This is a genomic window from Pseudomonas sp. B2021 (assembly GCF_018135665.1).
GTDB classification, from domain to species: domain Bacteria; phylum Pseudomonadota; class Gammaproteobacteria; order Pseudomonadales; family Pseudomonadaceae; genus Aquipseudomonas; species Aquipseudomonas lactis.
In genome coordinates this window covers 1786244-1807208 of the sequence record NZ_SMOF01000001.1, presented here as the reverse complement: position 1 = coordinate 1807208, position 20965 = coordinate 1786244, and the positions used below count along the sequence as shown (strand labels likewise).

General features: G+C 57.2%; 20 protein-coding genes. 13 read left to right on the top strand and 7 right to left on the bottom strand.

The genetic code is table 11. The features are described from left to right. Positions 1 to 279: 279 nt before the first annotated feature. Complete coding sequence (locus tag E1K68_RS08180; RefSeq protein WP_212613938.1) at positions 280 to 1152, bottom strand: LysR substrate-binding domain-containing protein; 873 nt, start codon at positions 1150 to 1152, stop codon at positions 280 to 282. 110 nt (positions 1153 to 1262) lie between these two features. On the opposite strand from E1K68_RS08180, the gene E1K68_RS08175 reads away from it, so the two are divergent. The 3 genes from E1K68_RS08175 to E1K68_RS08165 all read left to right on the top strand — a co-directional run bounded on the left by E1K68_RS08175 (position 1263) and on the right by E1K68_RS08165 (position 5360). After that, complete coding sequence (locus E1K68_RS08175; protein WP_212613937.1) at positions 1263 to 2885, top strand: 5-guanidino-2-oxopentanoate decarboxylase; 1623 nt, start codon at positions 1263 to 1265, stop codon at positions 2883 to 2885. Positions 2886 to 3099: 214 nt separating this feature from the next. Next, entirely contained in the window at positions 3100 to 4287 is a 1188-nt protein-coding gene (locus tag E1K68_RS08170; protein ID WP_212613936.1) for a cyanate transporter, read from the top strand. A gap of 137 nt (positions 4288 to 4424) precedes the next feature. Further along, positions 4425 to 5360, top strand: a complete 936-nt coding sequence (locus E1K68_RS08165) for a LysR family transcriptional regulator (RefSeq protein ID WP_212613935.1) — start codon at positions 4425 to 4427, stop codon at positions 5358 to 5360. Between the two features lie 32 nt (positions 5361 to 5392). On the opposite strand, the gene E1K68_RS08160 is transcribed toward E1K68_RS08165, so the two are convergent. After that, positions 5393 to 6352 (bottom strand): LysR substrate-binding domain-containing protein, encoded by a 960-nt coding sequence (locus E1K68_RS08160; RefSeq protein ID WP_212613934.1) that lies wholly within the window; start codon positions 6350 to 6352, stop codon positions 5393 to 5395. Between the two features lie 278 nt (positions 6353 to 6630). Here E1K68_RS08160 and E1K68_RS08155 point away from each other — a divergent pair, with 278 nt between their 5' ends. The 6 genes from E1K68_RS08155 (at position 6631) to E1K68_RS08130 (ending at position 12755) form a co-directional block, all read left to right on the top strand. Further along, entirely contained in the window at positions 6631 to 7590 is a 960-nt protein-coding gene (locus tag E1K68_RS08155) for a 2-oxoglutarate and iron-dependent oxygenase domain-containing protein (RefSeq protein ID WP_057710830.1), read from the top strand. Positions 7591 to 7604: 14 nt separating this feature from the next. Next, on the top strand, positions 7605 to 8141 hold the full coding sequence (locus E1K68_RS08150) for a hypothetical protein (RefSeq protein ID WP_050547331.1): 537 nt from the start codon (positions 7605 to 7607) through the stop codon (positions 8139 to 8141). A 112-nt stretch (positions 8142 to 8253) separates the two neighbouring features. After that, entirely contained in the window at positions 8254 to 9393 is a 1140-nt protein-coding gene (locus tag E1K68_RS08145) for a fatty acid desaturase (protein ID WP_212613933.1), read from the top strand. Between the two features lie 141 nt (positions 9394 to 9534). After that, positions 9535 to 10554, top strand: a complete 1020-nt coding sequence (locus E1K68_RS08140; protein WP_212613932.1) for a TauD/TfdA family dioxygenase — start codon at positions 9535 to 9537, stop codon at positions 10552 to 10554. An 18-nt stretch (positions 10555 to 10572) separates the two neighbouring features. Beyond that, the gene (locus E1K68_RS08135) at positions 10573 to 11757 is read left to right on the top strand and encodes an amidohydrolase family protein (protein ID WP_034135089.1); all 1185 of its coding nucleotides are present in this window, start codon (positions 10573 to 10575) and stop codon (positions 11755 to 11757) included. A 41-nt stretch (positions 11758 to 11798) separates the two neighbouring features. Then, positions 11799 to 12755 carry a hypothetical protein gene (locus tag E1K68_RS08130; protein ID WP_003189555.1) on the top strand — a complete coding sequence of 319 codons (957 nt, stop codon included), beginning with the start codon at positions 11799 to 11801 and terminating at the stop codon, positions 12753 to 12755. Positions 12756 to 13231: 476 nt separating this feature from the next. Here E1K68_RS08130 and E1K68_RS08125 read toward each other — a convergent pair whose 3' ends face one another. Beyond that, a complete protein-coding gene (locus tag E1K68_RS08125) occupies positions 13232 to 14158 on the bottom strand; it encodes a LysR substrate-binding domain-containing protein (RefSeq protein WP_003189553.1) in 927 nt (308 codons plus the stop codon). Positions 14159 to 14349: 191 nt separating this feature from the next. Next, positions 14350 to 14493, bottom strand: coding sequence for a hypothetical protein (locus tag E1K68_RS08120; protein ID WP_003189552.1), 144 nt, complete (start codon positions 14491 to 14493; stop codon positions 14350 to 14352). A gap of 197 nt (positions 14494 to 14690) precedes the next feature. Here E1K68_RS08120 and E1K68_RS08115 point away from each other — a divergent pair, with 197 nt between their 5' ends. Together E1K68_RS08115 and E1K68_RS08110 are read left to right on the top strand one after the other, a co-directional pair. After that, a complete protein-coding gene (locus E1K68_RS08115) occupies positions 14691 to 15998 on the top strand; it encodes an MFS transporter (RefSeq protein WP_003189550.1) in 1308 nt (435 codons plus the stop codon). After that, on the top strand, positions 15995 to 16753 hold the full coding sequence (locus E1K68_RS08110; RefSeq protein ID WP_034135088.1) for a substrate-binding domain-containing protein: 759 nt from the start codon (positions 15995 to 15997) through the stop codon (positions 16751 to 16753). Before E1K68_RS08115 ends, E1K68_RS08110 begins: the two co-directional genes overlap by 4 nt. Here E1K68_RS08110 and E1K68_RS08105 read toward each other — a convergent pair. Then, complete coding sequence (locus tag E1K68_RS08105) at positions 16745 to 17647, bottom strand: LysR family transcriptional regulator (RefSeq protein ID WP_032901014.1); 903 nt, start codon at positions 17645 to 17647, stop codon at positions 16745 to 16747. The two genes, E1K68_RS08110 and E1K68_RS08105, sit on opposite strands and share 9 nt — an antisense overlap. Positions 17648 to 17980: 333 nt before the next feature. On the opposite strand from E1K68_RS08105, the gene E1K68_RS08100 reads away from it, so the two are divergent. Then, the gene (locus tag E1K68_RS08100; protein WP_032901013.1) at positions 17981 to 18262 is read left to right on the top strand and encodes a type II toxin-antitoxin system ParD family antitoxin; all 282 of its coding nucleotides are present in this window, start codon (positions 17981 to 17983) and stop codon (positions 18260 to 18262) included. Next, positions 18259 to 18612 (top strand): type II toxin-antitoxin system RelE/ParE family toxin, encoded by a 354-nt coding sequence (locus tag E1K68_RS08095; protein ID WP_003189544.1) that lies wholly within the window; start codon positions 18259 to 18261, stop codon positions 18610 to 18612. Before E1K68_RS08100 ends, E1K68_RS08095 begins: the two co-directional genes overlap by 4 nt. Here E1K68_RS08095 and E1K68_RS08090 read toward each other — a convergent pair whose 3' ends face one another. Both E1K68_RS08090 and E1K68_RS08085 read right to left on the bottom strand, forming a co-directional pair. After that, entirely contained in the window at positions 18613 to 19650 is a 1038-nt protein-coding gene (locus E1K68_RS08090) for a histone deacetylase family protein (RefSeq protein WP_003189543.1), read from the bottom strand. Positions 19651 to 19723: 73 nt separating this feature from the next. After that, on the bottom strand, positions 19724 to 20956 hold the full coding sequence (locus tag E1K68_RS08085) for a Zn-dependent hydrolase (protein WP_003189541.1): 1233 nt from the start codon (positions 20954 to 20956) through the stop codon (positions 19724 to 19726). Between the last annotated feature and the right edge of the window lie 9 nt (positions 20957 to 20965).

Genomic DNA, 20965 nt, shown 5'->3' with positions numbered 1-20965 from the left:
GCGAGGTGCCGAGTGGTGGGGCAAGAGCGTTTTGCTTACTTTTGCGCTTTTCAAAAGTGAGCCGCCGTCAGGGCGGAACCCTAAGTGGCCGTTACCGCAGCAATGGATATGCACACAATCCAACCGTGTTGACTGTCAGGCCGCCTTCGCGAGCAAGCCCGCTCCCACAGTTGGGTTGTGGGGTGTCAGGGAGAGAAGTATCGGTTGGCAGGCCGTCATCGCAGGCAAGCCAGCTCCCACAGTTGGATCGCGGCGAGTCAGTTTGATAGGCGTTGGCCGTCACCCCACACTGGCCTCACCGACCAACCAATCCATCAGCTCGACCAACCCAACCGACGGCTCCTTCCCCGGCGGATACACCAAGTAATACCCCATCCCCGTCGACACCCGCAGCTCAAACGGCATCGCCAACCGCCCCGCCTTCAGATCCTCGCCAATCAGCGCACTGTCGCCCATCGCCACCCCAGTGCCCTGGGACGCCACGGTCATTGCCAAGTCCAGGGTTTCAAAGTGATGCCGTTGGATGGGATCGCTCAAGCAGGTATTGGCAGCCTTGAGCCACAGCGTCCAATCGCGCTCGTCTCGGGTCGGGTGCAACAGGACGTGATGCTGCAAATCCTGCGGTGTACGCAAAGTGCCCAGCAACCCAGGCACGCAGACCGGCGTAAGGCGCTCGTCGAACAGATGCCGCGCCTCGACCGGCTGCTCGGCGATGGGCCCGTAGATCACCGCCGCGTCAAACGGCTCACGACGAAAGTCCACGTTATAGGCCACCGTCGTGGTGAGCTCCACCGGCACATCCTGGCGCTCTTTTTGCCATTGCAACAAGCGCGGTAACAACCAGCGCATCACGCAGGTGGACGCTTTGAGCTGCAAGGTTCGGCGCCGGTCACCGACGTGCTCCACCGCGTCAGCGAGCAAGCCAAACACTTGCTGCGCGCACATCAGCCATTGGCGTCCCTCTTCGGTCAAGCTTAAGCCCCGCGCCTGGCGTTGGAACAAGGCGTAGCCCAACTGGCTTTCCAGCCCGGCAACCTGACGGCTCACCGCACCCTGGGTAATGTGCAATTGCTCGGCGGCACGGGTGAAGTTGCAGCACTGGGCCGTGACCCAGAAGGTGTGCAGCGCGGGTAACGGTGGGAGGCGTTTCATTGGGGCCAGCCATGACGTGAGGACATGGCGAGTATGACTTTTTATCGATTGTTGCCGCCACCGGCCAACCGCTCCAATGGCGCTTCGAATCCCTCACAAGAGCGACCTGTATGGCGACCTGCGGCGAAGTATTGGTGCACCTTCTGGAAAGTTACGGCGTTGACCACGTATTCGGCATTCCCGGCGTGCACACGGTGGAGCTGTACCGGGGCTTGGCGCGTTCCAGCATCCGGCATGTCACCCCGCGCCACGAACAGGGCGCCGGCTTCATGGCCGACGGCTATGCGCGTACCCGCGGCAAGCCGGGGGTGTGCTTTATCATCACCGGCCCTGGGATGACCAATATCACCACAGCCATGGGCCAGGCCTATGCCGACTCGATCCCGATGCTGGTGATTTCCAGCGTGCAGTCACGCAGCCAACTGGGCGGCGGGCGCGGCAAGTTGCATGAGCTGCCGAACCAGAGCGCGCTGGTGGCTGGTGTGGCGGCGTTCTCCCACACCTTGATGTCGGCGGCGGAACTGCCAAGTGTGCTGGCGCGGGCGTTTGCGGTGTTCCAGGCCGGTCGGCCGCGCCCGGTGCATATCGAGATTCCCCTGGATGTACTGGTGGAAAATGCCGACGCGTTGCTGGGCAGCACGCCTGTCAGCGTCGCCCGCGCTGGCGCAGCACCGGCGGCCGTGCAGCAGATGAGCCAGAGGCTGGCTGCCGCCAAGCGCCCGCTGATCCTGGCCGGTGGCGGCGCCATTGACGCAGCCGCCGAACTGACCCGTCTCGCAGAAGCCCTCGGCGCGCCCGTGGCCCTCACCATTAACGCTAAGGGCATGTTGCCCGCCGCGCATCCGCTGCTGATCGGCTCCACGCAAACCCTGCTCGCCACCCGTGCCTTGGTGGCTGAAGCCGACGTGGTGCTGGCCATCGGCACGGAATTGGCCGAAACCGACTACGACGTCACCTTCGCCGGCGGCTTCGACATTCCCGGTGCGCTGCTGCGCGTTGATATCGACCCGGACCAGAACGTGCGCAACTACCCGCCTCAAGTTGCGCTAGTGGCCGACGCACGCATCGCCGCCCAGGCGCTGCTCACCGAAGTGAACCGCCAGCCATTGGCGCCTCGCTCGCCCGATTGGGGCACCGCACGCGTCGCCCGTTTGTGGGCCGAGCTGGAACCTGCATGGGACGCTGCGACGCGCGCGCAAACCCGGTTTCTCAACGTTGTTCTGGAGGAACTGCCCGGCGTGGTGTTCGTGGGCGACTCCACTCAACCGGTGTACAGCGGCAACCTGACCCTGAACCTCAACCACCCACGCCGCTGGTTCAACGCCTCCACCGGGTACGGCACCCTGGGTTATGCCCTGCCCGCCGCCATTGGCGCCTGGCTCGGGCGCGGCGATGGCCAACCGGTGGTGTGCCTGATCGGCGACGGCGGGCTGCAATTCACCCTGCCGGAACTGGCCAGCGCGGTGGAGGCGCGTACACCGGTAATCGTGCTGTTGTGGAATAACCAGGGTTATGAAGAGATCAAGAAGTACATGGTCAACCGTGACATCGAGCCGGTGGGTGTGGACATCTACACACCGGACTTTATCGGTGTGGCCAAGGCCCTGGGCTGCGCGGCGCAAAGCGTCCATAACATTGAAGCATTGCGCACTGCTTTACGTGCTGCCGCCGATCGTCAGGGGCCGACGCTGCTTGAAATCGACCAGGGGCGGTGGGAGTTGCCGAGTCTGTAATCCCGGCCTGACAGTCAACCCATATCTTCCCGACGCCCCGCGATCAAATTGTGGGAGCGGGCTTGCTCGCGAAGGCGGCCTGATAGCCGACCCCCAATGCGCGCTTACCTCACCACTCGGCATCCGCATTTTTTCAATAGCCCCTGCGACTTTCTCATTTGCCCCGCTACACGCTGCATGGCCTGATTCGCCCTTGTTCATTCAAGGCAAGCCCATGGAAAACGTTCAGGCAAAATCCACCACCGCCGTATGGCTGACGGTCAGCGTGGTGCTCGTCGCCCTCAATTTGCGTCCGTCGATGGCGGCCGTGGGGCCTTTATTGACGTCGATTCGCGCGGATGTGCCGCTGAGTTTCAGCAGCGCGGCCTTACTGACCATGTTGCCAGTCATGGCCATGGGCCTGGCGATGTTCCTTGGCATGGGCCTGGCCAAGCGCGTGGGCGAGCATCGCAGCATTGTGGTGTCGCTGCTGGTGATTGGGCTGGCGACCGTGTCGCGGCTGTTCCTGGATTCGGCGCTGGAGTTGATCGTGAGTGCCATTGCGGCGGGTGTCGGCATTGCGCTGATCCAGGCATTGATGCCGGCGCTGATCAAGTCGCGGTTCAGCGCCAACGTCTCGTTGTTCATGGGCCTGTATGTCACTGCGATCATGGGCGGCGCGGCATTGGCTGCTTCGTTCTCGCCGTGGGTGCAAGCCCACACCGGTAGTTGGCGTATCGGCCTGGCGATTTGGGCGATGCTGGCGTTGTTGGCCCTGATGTTCTGGTATGCGCAGCGTTCGGCCCTGCCGCCCTTGCCTCAAGCCGGTTCTGGCCCCAAGGAGGCATTTTTCAGCAACCGCCGCGCCTGGTTGCTCGCGATCTTTTTTGGCCTCGGCACAGCGTCCTACACCTGTGTGCTGGCGTGGCTGGCGCCGTACTACGTCGAGCAGGGCTGGAGTGAACAGAATGCCGGCTTGCTGCTGGGCTTCTTGACCGCCATGGAAGTGATCTCCGGCCTGGTCACTCCGGCCATTGCCAACCGCCGCCAGGATAAACGCGGGGTGGTGGCGGTGCTGCTGGTGCTGATCATCCTGGGGTTCTACGGCCTCATTCTCAGCCCGCAACGCTGGAGCCTGTTGTGGCCCTGCCTGCTCGGCCTGGGCATTGGCGGCCTGTTCCCGATGAGCCTGATCCTGTCCCTGGACCACCTCGACAACCCACGTCGCGCCGGTGGCCTTACCGCATTTGTGCAGGGCATCGGTTATCTGATCGCCGGCCTATCGCCGCTGATCGCCGGCATGATCCGCGACCAGTTGGGCAGCTTCGAATGGGCCTGGTGGTCATTGATGGCCGTGAGCGGGCTGATGCTATTGATCGTGATGCGTTTCAACCCGGCGCATTACGCACGGCATATCCGCTGACGTCGTATTACAAACATTTTTTGTCCCACACGAAACATAGAAGGGTCCTACAGAGCTTTCTATTGGTACGGGCGTTCCGTTAACATTTTGCTCAGTCTTGTACTGAGTTCGGTACAAAGGGTTTACGGACGAAACCGATGCTAAACAGTAACTTGCTCAGAAAGCTCGATATGCAGGATTTGATGGTGTTTATCGCCGTCTACGACCAGAGCAGCGTTACCGAGGTGTCCGAAACGCTGTTCGTCAGCCAGTCCACTGTGAGCTACAGCCTGAAGAAGCTGCGCACCAGCTTTGAAGATGAGCTGTTTATCAACACCCGCGCGGGCATGCGCCCTACGTACAAGGCCACCACCATGTACGAGCATGTGCAGAAGATTCTGGAAAGCATCAACCTGTGTCATGCCGGTGGCCAAGCGTTCGACCCGACCCAACAGGCGGTGACCTTCAATGTGTGCGCGCCAGAATATTTCGAACAGTTGATCCTGCCGCGCCTGCTTAAGCGCTTCGACCATGCCGACCTGCCGGTGATCGTCAATGTGCAGAAGCTGGAAACCGAGATCCCCGCCGACGACCTGCGTGAAGGTCGGCTGGACCTGGTGATCTGCTTCGGCCCGAACTTTCACCGCGCCCATAAAGACTTCAAGACCCAGATGCTGTTGGAGGACGACTTGGTCTGCGTATGCGACCAACGCTCGGCGCCCAGGGAACAGGCGTTCAGCCTGCAATCCTTCGTTGAGCGGCGCCACGTATTCCCAACGCCTTGGACCTCCGACACCAACATGATCGACGGCTGGCTCGCTCGCCAGGCCCGCAAGCGCCAGGTGATCGCGCGGGCCAACAGCTACAGCGCGGCATTGAAGATGATTGCCGGCACCGACTTCATCGTCACCCTGCCCCGCCGCGTGCAAAAATTGCTGGCACCGGCGCCGGCATTCGGCGTTTGCGAAGCCCCCAACGGGTTGCCGGGATTCACCCTGGATATGCAGTGGAACGAAACCAGTGGGCAGGACAGCGCCAATACCTGGTTTCGGGAACAAGTGGTGAAGGTGTGTGCGGATCAGGGTTTGTTATAGGAACGCGCCTGATCAAGCTCTCCACACCCTAATCAGATAGCCAGTGATGTTCGGCGCTTAGTGACAGCCTGCGACGCGTCATCCCGAGCGACAGGGTAATCGGTATGGCAGGGGGCTATCACTTTGACCATCCAGGCCAGAAACTGCTTTACGGCACCTGAACGCTCACGCCCCGGCACGCACACGGCTGAAAACTGCGCGCCCGGAATCTTGATGTCGGGTCTGTAAGGAATCAGCAATCCATTCGCAACATAGTCTGCTGCCAAGACCGTGCTCGCCAGCGTCAAGCCATGCCCCGCAATAGCGGCCTGAAGCGCAAAATGCTCATCGTTGTATTCACGATAGACCGCGTTTGATAGCCAACTCTCATGATTCGCAGCCGCGCACCAGGAAGCCCAACTAATTGAAGCGGGCGATGCCGTAGCCCAACGTATATTTATAAGTTTCAACGAAGCTTCAGCTTCTCCTTGCTTCCAATGGGCGTGGGAGAAAACACCAAACTGTTCGCGCATAAGCGCGTGGCTGTACAAGTCTGGAAAATCGCGAAACCCACAACGAATAGCTAAATCAACAGATGAGTCACGAAACAAATCCACCACTTCATTACTGGTTTCAACACTGACATGAATATCTGGATGTTCACTATAAAATTTCGCCAGCCGAGGAATCAACCATAAAGACGCAAATGCCGGCGTGGTAGAAACTCGGAGTGTGTTGGAGTCGGCGGGTGGCTTAAGCGACGACATACTACTGCTTATATCCAAAAAAGAAAGATGCACCTTTGAATATAGCCTCTCACCGTTCGCAGTGAGTTGAACACCATGAGGAGTGCGTACAAAAAGCATACTGCCCAATAAGTTTTCAAGTGTTTTTATTTGTTGTGATACTGCCGCCGGGGTGACAAACAACTCCGCGGAGGCTGCTTTAAACCCACCGAGTCTTGCGGCAGATTCAAATGCACGAATGGCTGTCAACGGCAATTTTGCGAACATTAATCAATCCCCCTTCCATGGTAAAAAAACTAAGCCAGGCTTACTTTATCTGATTTGCCTTCGCTTTCATAGAAGTGAATTCTAGGCTACGCCACCTAGCCTGTAACAGGAGGCGCGCCGATCGAGAATGTCGAGTGCTTACTGCCAGCGCTTGCGAGCTGACGGAATTCCTTAGTCTAAATAAATGACACTGGCCTATATACGGTCTATCCCTGAGTGCACTTCAGTATTCATGGAGTAGGTCTCGTTGCGCCTTTTTTAGAGCAAATGGTGCATCCATGGAAAAGAACATACCTATCATTGACGTCGGTAGTTTGACGCAGGGCGCAGAGATATCACCACGCCTAGTCAAGGAGATCGACAACGCGTGCAGGGAGGTCGGATTCTTCACCGTCGTCAATCACGGTGTAGATGACACGCTTATTTCAACTGTTTTCTCTCAAATACAATCGTTTTTCGACCTGCCTGTTCAGGCCAAGGAGAAAATCGAAATTCATAAATCTCCCTATATGCGTGGCTACTTCAGCGAAGGCGCTGATAAGTCGGATGGCATATTGGGCGATGTCAAAGAGGGTTTTGACATGGCAGCGGACTTGTCGCTTGACGACGAGTTCGTAAAAGCCAAATTACCTTTTTACGGCCCCAATGTATGGCCAGAGGAATTGCCCGACTTCAAGCTTGCGATGACGGAATATCACTCGCAAATGCTCATATTCGGAAAAAAACTGCTAAACGTGTTTGCCCTTGCGCTCAATATGCCGATCGATTACTTCGATGATAAATTCAAGAAGCCGATGGCCCAATTGAGAGTCCTGCGTTATCCCTCCACTCAATATACACAGGGAGCGCCGATGGGTGCTGGAGAGCACACAGACTTCGGCTGGATAACCATGATCTCGGAAAGTGCCACCGGGGGGTTGGAGGTACAGAGTGCTAACGGCACCTGGATCAAAGTCAAACCCATCCCAAATGCCTTTGTCGTCAATGTCGGGGATCTAATGTCTCGCTGGACGAATGACCGTTACAAAGCAACGCTGCATCGAGTAATAAATACATCTGGCCAATTACGCCACTCGGCGGCGTTCTTTATGGATCCAGACTACACCGCCAAAGTGGAGTGCCTGCCCAGCTGTTGCGCAGAGGGCAGTCCTGCGAAATACAGAGCGATCATCGCGGGTGAGTACATGGACAAGAGGTTCCTGGAAACCACCACATTTCGTGAACTTGAACCCAACTAGTAGGAGTATTGAACGTGCTAGGTAAAGAATACACATTCTATCTATCAGCGATCGTAGCGATACTGGGCACCGTGGGCTATCACATGCTCATGAAGAAAATACCGTCTACGATCAACCCCTTGGTTTCAATTGTCAGTATCTATGTGGCGATCGTCATCCTGTCCACATTGATGTTGCCGTTTTTTTTGGGCAGTGGAACGTTACTCGCGGGCTTGAAGCAAATGACCTGGCTTCAGGGAGGCATCGCGTTTTGCATCTTGATGATGGAAATCGGCTTCTTGATGATGTATCGCAGTGGATGGGACCTCAGCACGGGCAATATCGTTACCGGCGCCATTATCAATATTGCGCTCGGCTTCATCGGGGTATTTCTGCTTAAAGAAGGACTCTCCTATTTAAACATTGCCGGTGTTTTATTGTGCATCGTCGGCGTGATACTGATTGGCTACAAATCCAGTAGCGGCGATCAACCCTCGGGCGCGGATACTCACGCTGCAGTCTCGCTAGTGCCGCCTTCACTGGCACCAGAAGCAACAGCAAAAGAACCCTAGCCACCCGTACACCTGCACTACATCTTTGGCATTGTGTGCGTGCTCATATTCGAGCCCCGTCGTTAATTCCACATGCGCACGGAAGGGATTACGCCTGTCCAGGCATGATCCGTTGTTCAATGCCAGCCCGCCAACCAGCTCAATAAGCGTTTCGGTGAATTTTGCTCTTGAAGGTGATGAGATGTCTTTACTGTATGCTGATAATTATCTGCGCGCCATCAAAGACGCCAACGTGAAAACCCTGCTTATTTCAATAGCGAAAGAGCGAAAATTATTGCCATCAGTGATTGTACTAAGTGTGATAGCAACCTTCACTGTATGGGGCATATTCCTGGCGTATACTCAACAGATCGTTGCGGCACTCGGTGCGATTATCTTAATTGCCCTTGCGAAAATCTGGTCCTGGTACCTGAGCCACGATTGCGCGCACAATTCTGTTTTCAAGTCGAAGAAAGTCAATGCTGTCGTCGGAGAGCTGCTGTCTTTCCTTAACGGCCTTTCTTTCTTTTCATTTGAAGCCTATAGAAAAGATCATGTTCGCCATCATGCCGAAAAAATTGATATTGGTGGGTTCGATAGTGGTCACTTTGCTGTCGCTCATCCAAGGCTGTTTAGTGCGATCATTGTTGCAGAAAAAATATACCTTCCCGCCTTCTACTATTTGATCAAGCTTACCAATATTTACGCTGTGATATTTAGTGGCAGCAGGCGCGAGGTTGCAAGGGGTATTGGAAGCCTGTGCATTTACGTTGTAGCCTTCGCTACGTTTGCCCGGTTCTCCCTGATGGTTGTGCTGGTATGGCAAGCCTCCTCCTTCCTGAGGATACACATCGTACGATTCGTCGACTGTTTCCAGCATTCTTTCCAGCAGGTGTATACGCAAGGAGAAAAGCTAACCCATGGAAAACACTACGAAATCAAAAACACCTTCTCCGTACCGGTGGCAAGAAAGTTTACCTTCCTCAATCTGATTATTTTGAATTTTGGTTACCACGCGGCCCACCACTGCTTTCCAACGTGCCCTTGGTATATGTTGCCACACCTTGAAGCTGCAATAATAAAACAGTTGAGGCTTTACGGAGTATCTGACACAAGAGAAGAAAGCACGCCATTCTTCAACTTCTTGACTGCCTATCATCGTGGGCGATTATCAAGAATCATCAGCACCGATGAAGGACAACCCTATGATGCTGATGGCCAATTTACCACCCATCACTTCACCGGTGCGTACACAGATAAGCTCTTAGGTTGAGTCACCCACTCAGGTCGGGCCTTATCAAAGCATGGACACTGTCAGGTCGTGCTTACGGGGACCCCACCTCAGCGCTTGAAAGTCTTAATTTACTTATAACTTAACTCATGACAAATCAATCAGACCTTTAAAGGAGTGCGTGTGGACGATTCATGTGCAGACGCCAACAGCTTCTGGCTGACGGCCGTTGAAAAAGAGAGTATTCGGGACGCGCTTATAGACATTTGTTACGAGCCAACGGGAGGGCGAGACTACATCCACCTCATTCGCATGACCGCTTATCAAAAGTTTCCTGCGCGACTTCTAAAAAAGCTTGAATCCCTTAAAGATGACGATGCTTCTTATTGTGTATTCGAGAACCTTCCGATTGATAACACATTTGGCAGCCCGCAGGGCGACGCTAATAGCTTGAACTTCAAAAGCGGTTATCTTTCTGAAAATGTGCTGGTTGCCCTGGGCAGTTTGATAGCGGAGCCCTACTCCATCAAGCATGAGGGGCCAAAACTGATCAATGACTTGGTACCGCATCCGGAGGCCGTGGGCGAGTATACCGGCAACGGTTCGGACCTGGAGTTGGACCTGCACACCGAGAATGCCTTTCAGGCTTATGACTCCCGTGGAGACACCTCGCCGCTGGCTCTTTTGCTTCTCGGCGTTCGCGGTGACCCTGCCGGGGTGGGCCCGAAAACCTGGGTTGCCGATGCGAGGGAAGCCCTTCAGGCACTGGAACAGGCCGATATTGAAATCCTATATGGCAAACATTTCATCATTCGTCAGCCCTACCGCTGGAGGAACAGTACCGCAGGCGCGAAAGAAACTCATGTATACCCAATTCTGAGCGGCCCGCTGACTCACCCTAGAGTCACTGCGGCGTTTTACCCGGACATGGTAATTGCCGCTGATCACGAAGCACAAAATACCCTGTTGAGATTTTACAACGCGCTTAAAAGCGTAGCGCGGCCGCTGGACATTCAACCTGGCAAGTTGGTGTACATCAACAATCGTTTCATGCTCCATTCGCGTGATAAGTTCACCCCCAGTTTCGATCCAGAGGGGCATGCGTACCGTTGGATCCAGCGTTTGTTCATCACTAACAACTTGTGGAACTTCCGCTCATTCAACAAGTGTGGCGCGCGAATCTTCGAACCCGTTACTCGATGATATAAAGAGATAAATTAAATGTCGAACCATAAGCCATATACGTCAATTATTCATAATATAGGCACTTTTCTCACGGGTGATCTCGCAACTCCACTCATTACAGCCGATACCCTCGTCAGTGTTGATGGAATGATCACCTACGTTGGTCAGGCAGTAGATGTAGATTTTTCACACGCAGACCTGCTGATTGACGCCAAACAGAGCACGGTCATGCCAGGTTTGATCGACAACCACACTCACCCGACCCTGGGTGAGTACAGCCCGCGCTCTGGCAACCACAGTTGGATCTGGCACTCCTTGCAGGGCGGCGTGACGAGCATGATCTCTGCCGGTGAAGTGCACGTTCCGGGGCTACCGACCGACAGGGTCGGTACTATCGCCATGGCAATCGCAGCGCAGCGCTCTTTCTCCAATGCGCGCCCTAGCGGAATAAAAATGGAAGCCGGCGCGCCACTGCTCAACGATGAATTTTCGGATGAGGATTTCGCCGCAATGGTTGCTCAAGGCATCAACCAACTGGGAGAGGTCGGGATTGGCCCTGTCAAGTCAGTCAGTCGTGCAGCTGAATTGGTCAAAATGGCTCGCAAACACGGCATGACCTCTATCACCCACACGGGCGGTCCTTCAATTTCTACTTCCCAGAGCATGGGCGCAGAAGAGATCCTTGAAATTGCGCCCGATATCATCGGGCATATCAACGGCGGCTATACCGCACTGGCACCGAGCCAAATCAGATGCCTGTGTGAAGGCTGTCTGGGTGCCTTGGAAATCGTACATAACGGGAACGAGTTCGCGGCGGTCACCACCCTGAATTACGCACGAGAAATGAACCAACTGGACCGTATCGTCATTGGCACAGATTCTCCTGCCGGATGTGGGGTTCCCGCGCTTGGTATGCTCAGGGCAATTGCCTTGCTCAGTAGTTTCGGCGACGTACCACCGGAAAAGGCCGTCTGCTTCGCAACGGGTAACACCGCCAAGGTGCGAAAGTTGAATCGCGGGATTCTGGGCGTCGGAAGAGAAGCCGACATTCTGATCGCCTGCGGGCCTTTGGGAGGAGCGCAACCCAGCGTACTTGGAAGTTTCAGCAGTGGTGACCTTCCAAGTATTACCTCGATTCTGATCGATGGGCGCCTGGTCGTGAGGCAATCCAGGAACTCGCCACCGCCGTCTGTCACACCTGAAATAACTCTGCGTACCTAATAGCAGCGTCCCGAAAGGGACGTCGCCTCGAGAGCACTCATATGCACAGAATTCTGCCCGAAATTACGCGCAGAGGGCCTACCGTACTTGCATGCGGTTGCGCAATTGGATTGGCTATTCCCTATCTTGCAGACTTGGCGAGGCCGTTGCTCCCCGTCATGGTTTTCATATTTGTTCTGGGCACTCTGCTGCGTATTAACAACGCTGAAGTCATCACTGCAGCAAGAAACTTAAAAATATCTCTGATATTTCCAGCCCTGATGGTGGTGGCTTGCCCTTATATTTTTGGAATGCTTTCGCTTTACCTCACCGGCAATCAAGAACTGTCCCTTGCGATAGCCATCGCTGTTGCCGCCCCGCCCGCCAGCGGAAATGCAGCCGTCGCGAGAATGCTCGGGCTTGACCCTTCCATGTCGTTGGTGACTGCACTCTGCTCAATGGCAATTATCCCTGTCACCGCTCCGCTGATACTCCACCTATTCGCTGATGGCCTTTCACTCTCCTTAAACCCTGTTGATCTGGCGATCAGACTGGCCGTGTTGATAGGAGGCGCCGAAGGCGCTGCTATTTTGATACGTCGTTTTTCCCACACCTTCGTCGCCACGCACGGCCTGGCTATTGACGGTATTGTCGTCATCGCGCTTTTCCTCTTTGCAGTAGGCACGATGGCGGGCATGCAGCAGGTAATTCTGGAGACCCCTTCGTTGGCCATCTCAATGATCGCCATCGCCTACTGCATCAACGTTTGCCTGCAGCTTCTCATGGGCTGTTTATATCCCGGATCATTGATCTCCAAGTTCACCATGGCACTCAACGGCGGCAATAGAAATGTTGGACTATTATGGTCTGCTCTTGGTGTCAGCTTATCGCCCACAATGGCGTTGTATTTTGCATGCTGCCAACTGCCTATCCACACCATGCCGAAGATACTGCAGTTTGTTTTACCCAAAATTGAAAGCTATTTGAACAAACTGGTTTTAAGCAAGAACCGAATCTGAGCTATTACCGCCTGGAACAGCATAAAAATGATACTCACGCCAGAAACTATCAGGCAGATTGCCGAACGCTCTTCGCTGGAGCCTACTGCCTGCTCTTGTGTTCGGGGCTTGTCGCAGGGGTGGGAAACCTTACCCAAAACACTCGAGGCGAGCAGCCTATTGCGCTTCATAGGCGAAATATCGAGCGATAGGGCACAAGAACTCAGCCTTGAGGAATACCACCCGAACGGTACCCATTTCTGGTCTGAGGACGCGCCTATCTGCTTTGATTTCTTTCCTTATAATATTTCAAGCATCTGGGGCTGTAAGTGTTGCTCGCGAGCATTCCTCAAGTTTACAGAAGCAGGCGCCTATCACTCCGAGCAACGCATCCGTATTTTGCGTGCGTCGCTGATTAGCAACCCTGTTCAAGAAGAACACGTTGAGGATTAGCCGTTCTTGAGCCGCCCTCCCTGCCCATAGCACGGATATAAGCCTCAGGCTTTATTCGCTACCAACCCGCGATCACTCATGAAGGCCTCCAGCCGCGAGCGCATCCAGCGTTCCGCCGGGTCGGTGTCGACATGGCTGAGCCACACCATCGACAAATCCAGGGTCGGGGTTTCGAACGGGAACGGCTCGCAGAACAGGTTCCCGCTGGCGGCCATGGCCTGGGCGGTGTAATCCGGCAGGCTGGCGATCATGTCGGTGCCGGCGAGCAAGGCCGGCAACGAGCTGTATTGCGGCACCGAGAGCACCACATGGCGTTTGCGGCCCACCTCGGCCAGCCACTCATCGGCAAACCCGGCCACGTTGGCGGTGTGGGACACCAGCACGTGGGGCCGTGCGCAATATTCGTCGAGGGTCAGCGGTGTGTCCGAGGCATCGGCGCGCAGCAGGCACGGGCGAATGTGCCGCAACAGCTTACGCTTGGCATTGGCCGGCAGCCCGCGGGTCTGGGTGATGCCGACGGTAATGTCGCCGGAAGCCAGCAGGTCGGGAATGCGCCAGTAGTCCACATGCTGCACCACAAACACCACCTGTGGCGCTTCCTGGCGCAAGGCGCGCAGCAAGGGTGGCAGCAGGCCGAACTCCACATCATCGGACAGGCCGATGCGGAAAGTCATGGTGCTGATGGACGGGTCGAAATCATGGGTCAGGCTCAGGGCCGAAGACAGCGAATCCAAGGCCGGCGACAGGTGCTGGATGATCTCCTCCGCGCGCGCCGTAGGCTCCATGCGATGGCCGACACGAATAAACAGCGGGTCGTTGAACAGGGTACGCAGGCGGTTGAGGGCCGAACTGATGGTCGGTTGGCCGAGAAACAGCTTCTCCGCCACCCGCGTCACATTGCGCTCGAGCATCAGTGCTTCGAAGACCACCATCAGGTTGATGTCGGCCTTGCGTAATTCATTGCGATTCATCGGCGCCTGCCCCTTTCCCCAAGACAAGCGGCAGTTTAGGAAGGCTGGGGAGCTGCGTCTATGTGCACGGTAAAACATGTGGGAGCGGGCTTGCTCGCGAAGGCAATGGTTCAGCCGACGACTCCGTTGACTGACACACCGCCTTCGCGAGCAAGCCCGCTCCCACAATTAGACCGCGTTTTACCTGATGCTCAGGGCTTTAGCGGGCGCTCCTGGTCACGTTCGGAAAGCTCGGTGCCGTCGTCCGGATGCTTCCAGGTTTGCGGCTTTTCGTCTTCGCGCGGCTGCCGGGGTTCTTCACGCTCCGGCTTGTTGTGCTGCTGTTCGTTCCCCATAGCGACCTCCGCCGATAAGAATTGGACCCAGGTTCAAGCATAGAACACGGCAGGCCATTTTGAAGCTGGCTCAGATTGATAGCCAACACACATCAATCAATCCAAATTTGTCACTTATCATTTCTAAATGTGTCAGCCACTATCCCAAGTCTTAAGCGAAACAAGCACTTTAAAAAGAACGCTGGAGACACAAAACCATGACGACCCCTTCCCGGCCTGCGGCTGCCCCCTCGAAAGTAGGCGCGGTATTGCGCGTTACTTCGGGCAACTTCCTCGAACAGTTCGACTTCTTCCTGTTCGGTTTCTACGCCACCTATATCGCTGCCGCGTTCTTCCCGGCCGCTAATGAGTTTGCGTCATTAATGATGACCTTCGCCGTGTTCGGCGCGGGCTTCCTGATGCGGCCATTGGGCGCGATTATTCTGGGTGCCTATATCGATGACGTGGGCCGTCGCAAAGGCTTGATCGTGACCTTGTCGATCATGGCCAGCGGTACGCTGCTGATCGTGCTGGTGCCGAGTTATCAGACCATCGGCCTATGGGCACCGTTTCTGGTGCTGTTGGGGCGCCTGCTGCAAGGCTTCTCGGCCGGCGCGGAACTGGGTGGCGTGTCGGTGTACCTGTCCGAAATGGCCACGCCGGGCCGTAAAGGCTTCTACACCAGCTGGCAGTCGGGTAGCCAACAGATCTCTATCGTCGTTGCCGCGGCTCTGGGTTATGGCCTCAACGTGTGGATGGAACCTGCGGTGGTGGCTGATTGGGGCTGGCGGATTCCGTTTGCCGTCGGTTGCGTGATCATTCCGTTTATCTTTGTGCTGCGTCGCAACCTGCAGGAAACCGAAGAGTTCGCCAACCGCAAGCATCGCCCGACCATGCGTGAAGTGATGGCGACCCTGGTGAAGAACTGGACCGTGGTCATCGGCGGCATGCTGATGGTGGCCATGACCACCACCGCGTTCTACCTGATCACCGTGTACGCACCGACCTTCGGCAAAACCGTGTTGCACCTGAGCACCTCGGACGCCTTGCTGGTGACCTTGCTGGTTGCGATCTCGAACTTTTTCTGGCTGCCGATCGGCGGCACGTTAAGCGACCGCTTCGGCCGTAAACCGGTGCTGATCGCCATGACGGTGCTGACTGTCCTTACGGCTTATCCGGCATTGTCCTACGTGGTCAACGCACCAAGCTTTGCGCACATGCTGGAAACCCTGCTGTGGTTCTCGTTCCTGTATGGCATGTACAACGGCGCGATGATCCCGGCGCTCACCGAAATCATGCCGGTGGAAGTGCGTGTGGCGGGTTTCTCCCTGGCCTACAGCCTGGCGACCGCAGTGTTCGGTGGCTTTACCCCGGCGATCTCCACCTGGTTCATACATATCACTGAAGACAAGGCTTCACCTGCATATTGGATGATCTTCGCCGCGCTGTGTGCCTTGTGTTCGACCCTGGCGTTGTATCGCCGCGCCAATACCCGTGGCCAAGTCATGCAGGAGGCAGCGCAATGAAGCCGCTGGTCAAGACCCTCACTGCTGTCGTCCTCGGCACCCTGGCGCTGACCGCCCAGGCCGAACAACTCAAAGTCATGACCTCGGGTGGCTTCACCGCCGCCTATAAATTGCTCGGCCCGCAATACGCCGAGCAAAGCGGTGACACCCTCGACACCATCCTCGGCCCGTCCATGGGCAAGGCGCCGGAAGCGATTCCTAACCGCCTGGCCCGTGGCGAGCACGCCGATGTGGTGATCATGGTCGGCTATGCCCTGGATGAGCTGATCAAACAAGGCAAAGTCGACCCCGCCTCGCGCGTGGAATTGGCAGACTCGCGGATCGGCCTGGTGGTGAAGGAAGGTGCGGCCAAACCTGCGATCAGTACCGATGCCGAGCTCAAGGCTGTGCTGAGCCAAGCCAAGTCGGTGGCCTATTCGGATAGCGCCAGCGGCGTGTATGTCGAGAAGGAACTGTTCAAGAAGCTCGGCATGCCGGCCAAGGGCACCATGATCGAACGCGTGCCGGTGGGCGAACAGGTGGCCAAGGGTGATTACGAGGTCGGCTTGCAGCAAGTGGCGGAGTTGTTGCCAGTCAAGGGTGTAACGTTTGTGGGCAAGATCCCGGAAGACGTGCAGTCCGTTACCCGTTTTGCCGCCGGTATTCCGGTGAACGCCGAACACCCGGAGCAGGCCAAGGCCCTGTTGCAGTTCATGGCATCGCCCGAGGCCCAGCCGGAAGTGCAATCCACCGGCCTGGACTCGGTGTCACGCTGACCGGAACGGCATCTCCCGCACCAAGCGCTCCAACTCCAACGCCGCTGGTGGCAACGTCCGCCCGCGGCGCTTGATCAAGCCCACATTGCGCAGTACGTGAGGCTCCACCAGCGGCACACTGACCAGAATCGGGTGAGTGTGCGCCGGCATCGCAATCGACGGCACCATCGCCACGCCCAGCCCCGCCTCCACCAGCCCGATCATCGTGGTCACATGGTGGGTCTCGCAGATACTCGGCTTTTTCACCCGCACCCCACGCAGGGCCTGGTCGAGCAGGAAGCGGTTGCCCGACGTCTTGTCCACCTCAATGTAGTCATGCTCATAAGCCTCGGTCCAGCTCACGCTGTCACGCGCAGCCAGAGGGTGATCCCGCCGGCAGGCCAGCACGTAGCGCTCCTGCAGCAGCAACTCGAATTCCACCTCATCGGCCAGGCTGCCGCTGAAACTCACGCCAAAGTCTGCCTCGCCGCTGGCCACCGCATTGCACACCTCGCCGGCACTGGCATCCAGCACCCGCAGGCGAATCTTCGGATACAGCTTGTGGAATTCGGAGATCACGTGGGGCATGAAGTAATACGCGGTAGACGGCACACAGGCGATGGTGACGTTGCCCATGCGTGTGGACGCGACGTTGCTGATGCCCATCAAGGCGATGTCCAGATCATCGAGCATTCGCTCGACCTGGGGCAAAAACGCGCGCCCGACCATGGTCAGGCTGACCCGCCGCGTAGTGCGTTCGAACAACTTTACATCCAGCGCCGATTCGAGCTTTTCGATACGCCGACTGAGGGCCGGTTGCGAGATACGGATGGCCTCGGCAGCGCCACGAAAACTGCCCTTGTCCACCACGGCGCGGAAGGCTTGGAGGTCGTTGAGGTCGAAGTTGATGATCACGGGAGGCAGGCCAAAGGTGGTCGAGGTGGCGAGCATTATCGTATGGGAGCCGGTGGGACGCCATGTGTGCCGAGAGGGTTTGTCGAGATCATCCTGTTACACATATGAAGTCATACATATCAGCAGGTTATCAGCCGCCTGCGGCCACGCGATCGCCAAAACGGGTCAATACTTGAAGCCTGACCTACACAACTGGAGACGTAGCAACTCATGCAAACCTACCCCTTCTGGATGGACGACGAGGCGCCGGGCATCGGCATCGATCAGTTGCTTCTTGCATCGCGCCAATGGTCGAGTAGGATTGAATCCTACTCACCTGCGGCGGATACCCCCATGCGCTCAACCCAGCAAATGAGCATCACCTTGCCCCTTGAAATGGCAGCACTGGTCAAAGCCAAGGTGGCTGCCGGCGAATATGCCAGCGAAAGTGAAGTGATTCGCGACGGCCTGCGGGCGTTGCTGGCGCGTGATCGTGCCATGGAAGACTGGCTCAGAGACGAAGTTATCCCAGCAGCGACCGCCCTTGAGGCGAAGCCTGAGCTTGGGTTATCGCCAGAACAGGTCCGCGAACACATGGCCGCCAGACGTCAGCGCAAAGGCACAGGGGAAGCGTGAGCTACTCGGTAGTTTTTTCGCCCGAGGTCTTGGCGCAACTCGATGCACTCGAAGACTACATCAGCGATGTCGGCTCCCCTCCTGTAGCGGCGCGTTTTATCGACAATCTTGTCAGCTACTGCGAAAGCCTTGCCCTGTTTCCCTTGCGTGGAGTGCGCCGTGACGACCTGCTGAAAGACTTGCGCATCACTCACTATCGTCGCAGCACCATTATTGCTTTCTGGGTGAGGCCTGATTTCAAAACGGTATCGATCATGGGCGTGTTTTATGGGGGGCAAGACTACGCGGCGTCGTTGCATGCAGATGAGAACGAGCACCCAACAAGGACTGGAAAGCCTGCTGAAAACTGATCAGCAGGCTTTTAGCGTCTTCCAGGCTGTTGGCGTACTGAAAAACGCCTGCGCATTACTATTCAACGTCTCCAGGTGATAACCACCCTCCTGCACGATCAGGCACGGCAGCCCCAGCCCTCGAATGTACTGCCCCAACCGCGCAAAACCTTCCCGCGTCACCGCGACTTTGCTTTGTGGGTCCAGCTCGTAGATATCAAAACCCAGTGACAACACCAGCACATCCGCCGAGAAGTCCTTCACCGCTGCCAGGGCCTGCTCCAGCTTTTCGAAGAACACCGCTTCGCTGGCACCATGGGCCATCGGCAGGTTGAGGTTGTACCCTTCGCCGGCGTCGTTGCCTTTTTCCTCGGCAAAGCCTGCTACGCCCGGATAGAAGTTGGTCGGGTCGCCGTGGATCGACACATACAGCACGTCGTCGCGGTCGTAGAAAATTTCCTGGATGCCTTGGCCGTGATGCATGTCGGTATCGAGCACGGCGACACGCTGGAAACCTTGGCGCAGCGCTTGCGCAGCCACGGCCGCATTGTTGATGTAACAGAAGCCACCGGCCGCGTCGAAGCGGGCGTGATGGCCCGGGGGCCGGCACAAGGCATAGGCGGCAGGTGCGCCATCGAGGATGTCACCCGCTGCGGCAACGGCGCTCTGGGCTGACCAATAAGCCGAGCGCCAGGTCAGCTCACCGATGGGGCAACTGCCATCGGCCAGGTAGCGCGCAGCCTGGGCCAGGATGCCGCGCAGGGCATTGGGTTCACGTACGAAGATGTTGGACATGACTTCGTCGCCCCAGTCTTCGGGGATCTCTTTCCAGCGCTGATGAGCTTCTTGAAGAAAAGCCAGGTAGGCGCCACCGTGCACGGCGAGCAACGGATCCAGACCGTAATCGGCTGGTTGATGGATATCGAAGCCCAGGGTTTGCGCAGCCAGCAACAGGTTGCGCGCACGCTCGGGAACCTCCTGGGGCGTGCGCATCTGGCCGCGGGAGTAGTAGCTACGCGGGTGATGCAGGAGTTGTTCGGGGTGAAAAAACGTCTTCATGAGTTGCTCCTGGATAAACACAGAACCTGTGGGAGCTGGCTTGCCTGCTCCCACAGAGGCATGGCGTCAGCCTTCAGAAATGAACACGCCCGGCGCGTTTCAACACGGCGTTGAGCAAGACATCGGTGCCCTGGCGCACATCGTCGGGCAAGACATCTTCGGCTTCGTTGTGGCTGAGGCCGCCGACGCAGGGGATGAAGATCATCGCGGTGGGGCAATAGCGCGCCAGGTGAATCGCATCGTGGCCGGCGCCGCTGACGATGGTCTGCTGGCTGTAGCCCAAAGCGTCCACCGCAGCCTGCACGCAGGCCACGCACTCGGCGTCGAACGGCGTGGCCGGGCTGACCCAGTGCGGTGTGATGGCGACGCTCAGGCCACGGTGGTCAGCGATTGCCTGCAGGCGTGCGCGCACTTGCTGCTCCATGGCGTCGATATCGGCGTCGCGATGATGGCGCAGGTCGACGGTAAAATTGAGCAAGCCGGGAATGGTGTTGCGCGACGACTTGGCGATGCTCAGCTCACCCACAGTGGTGAGGCCCTGCGGGGCAAAATCGGCGGCGAGGTTTTCCAGGGCCTGGATCATTTTCGCCGCGCCGTACAGCGCATCTTTACGCAACGGCATTGGCGTGGTGCCGGCATGCGCAGCCATGCCTTCGACCCGCACATCGAGCCAGCGAATCGCTTGACCACCGGTGACTACGCCGATGCTGTTGGCGTTGTCTTCCAGGATCGGGCCTTGCTCGATATGCGCCTCAAAATACGCATCCACTGCGCCACCCAACGGGCGCTCACCATTGTAGCCGGTGGTGCGCAACGCCTCGGCCACGCTGATACCGTCGACATCGGCGGTGGCCAGTGCCTTGTCCAAGGCGAGCGTGCCGGTGAATACCGCCGAGCCCAGCATGGCCGGGGTGAAACGGGCGCCCTCCTCGTTGGTCCACACCGCAATTTCCAACGGCTTGCGCGTCTGGATGCCGTGGTCGTCGAGGCTGCGGATCACCTCCAGGCCAGCCAACACGCCGTACACCCCATCGAAACGTCCGCCTTCGGGCTGGGTATCCAGATGGCTGCCCATCATCACCGGGGCGGCGTCCTTATCGGTGCCGGCGCGGCGAGCGAACAGGTTGCCGATAGCGTCCACGCTCAACGTCAGGCCAGCTGCTTTACACCAGTGGCTGAATAGCTCCCGACCGGCCTTGTCTTCAGCGCTCAATGCCAGACGGCAGCTGCCACCGCGTGCCGTCGCGCCGATCTCGGCCATGGCCATCAGGCTATGCCACAGGCGCTCACCATTAATCTTCAACATTGCTGACTC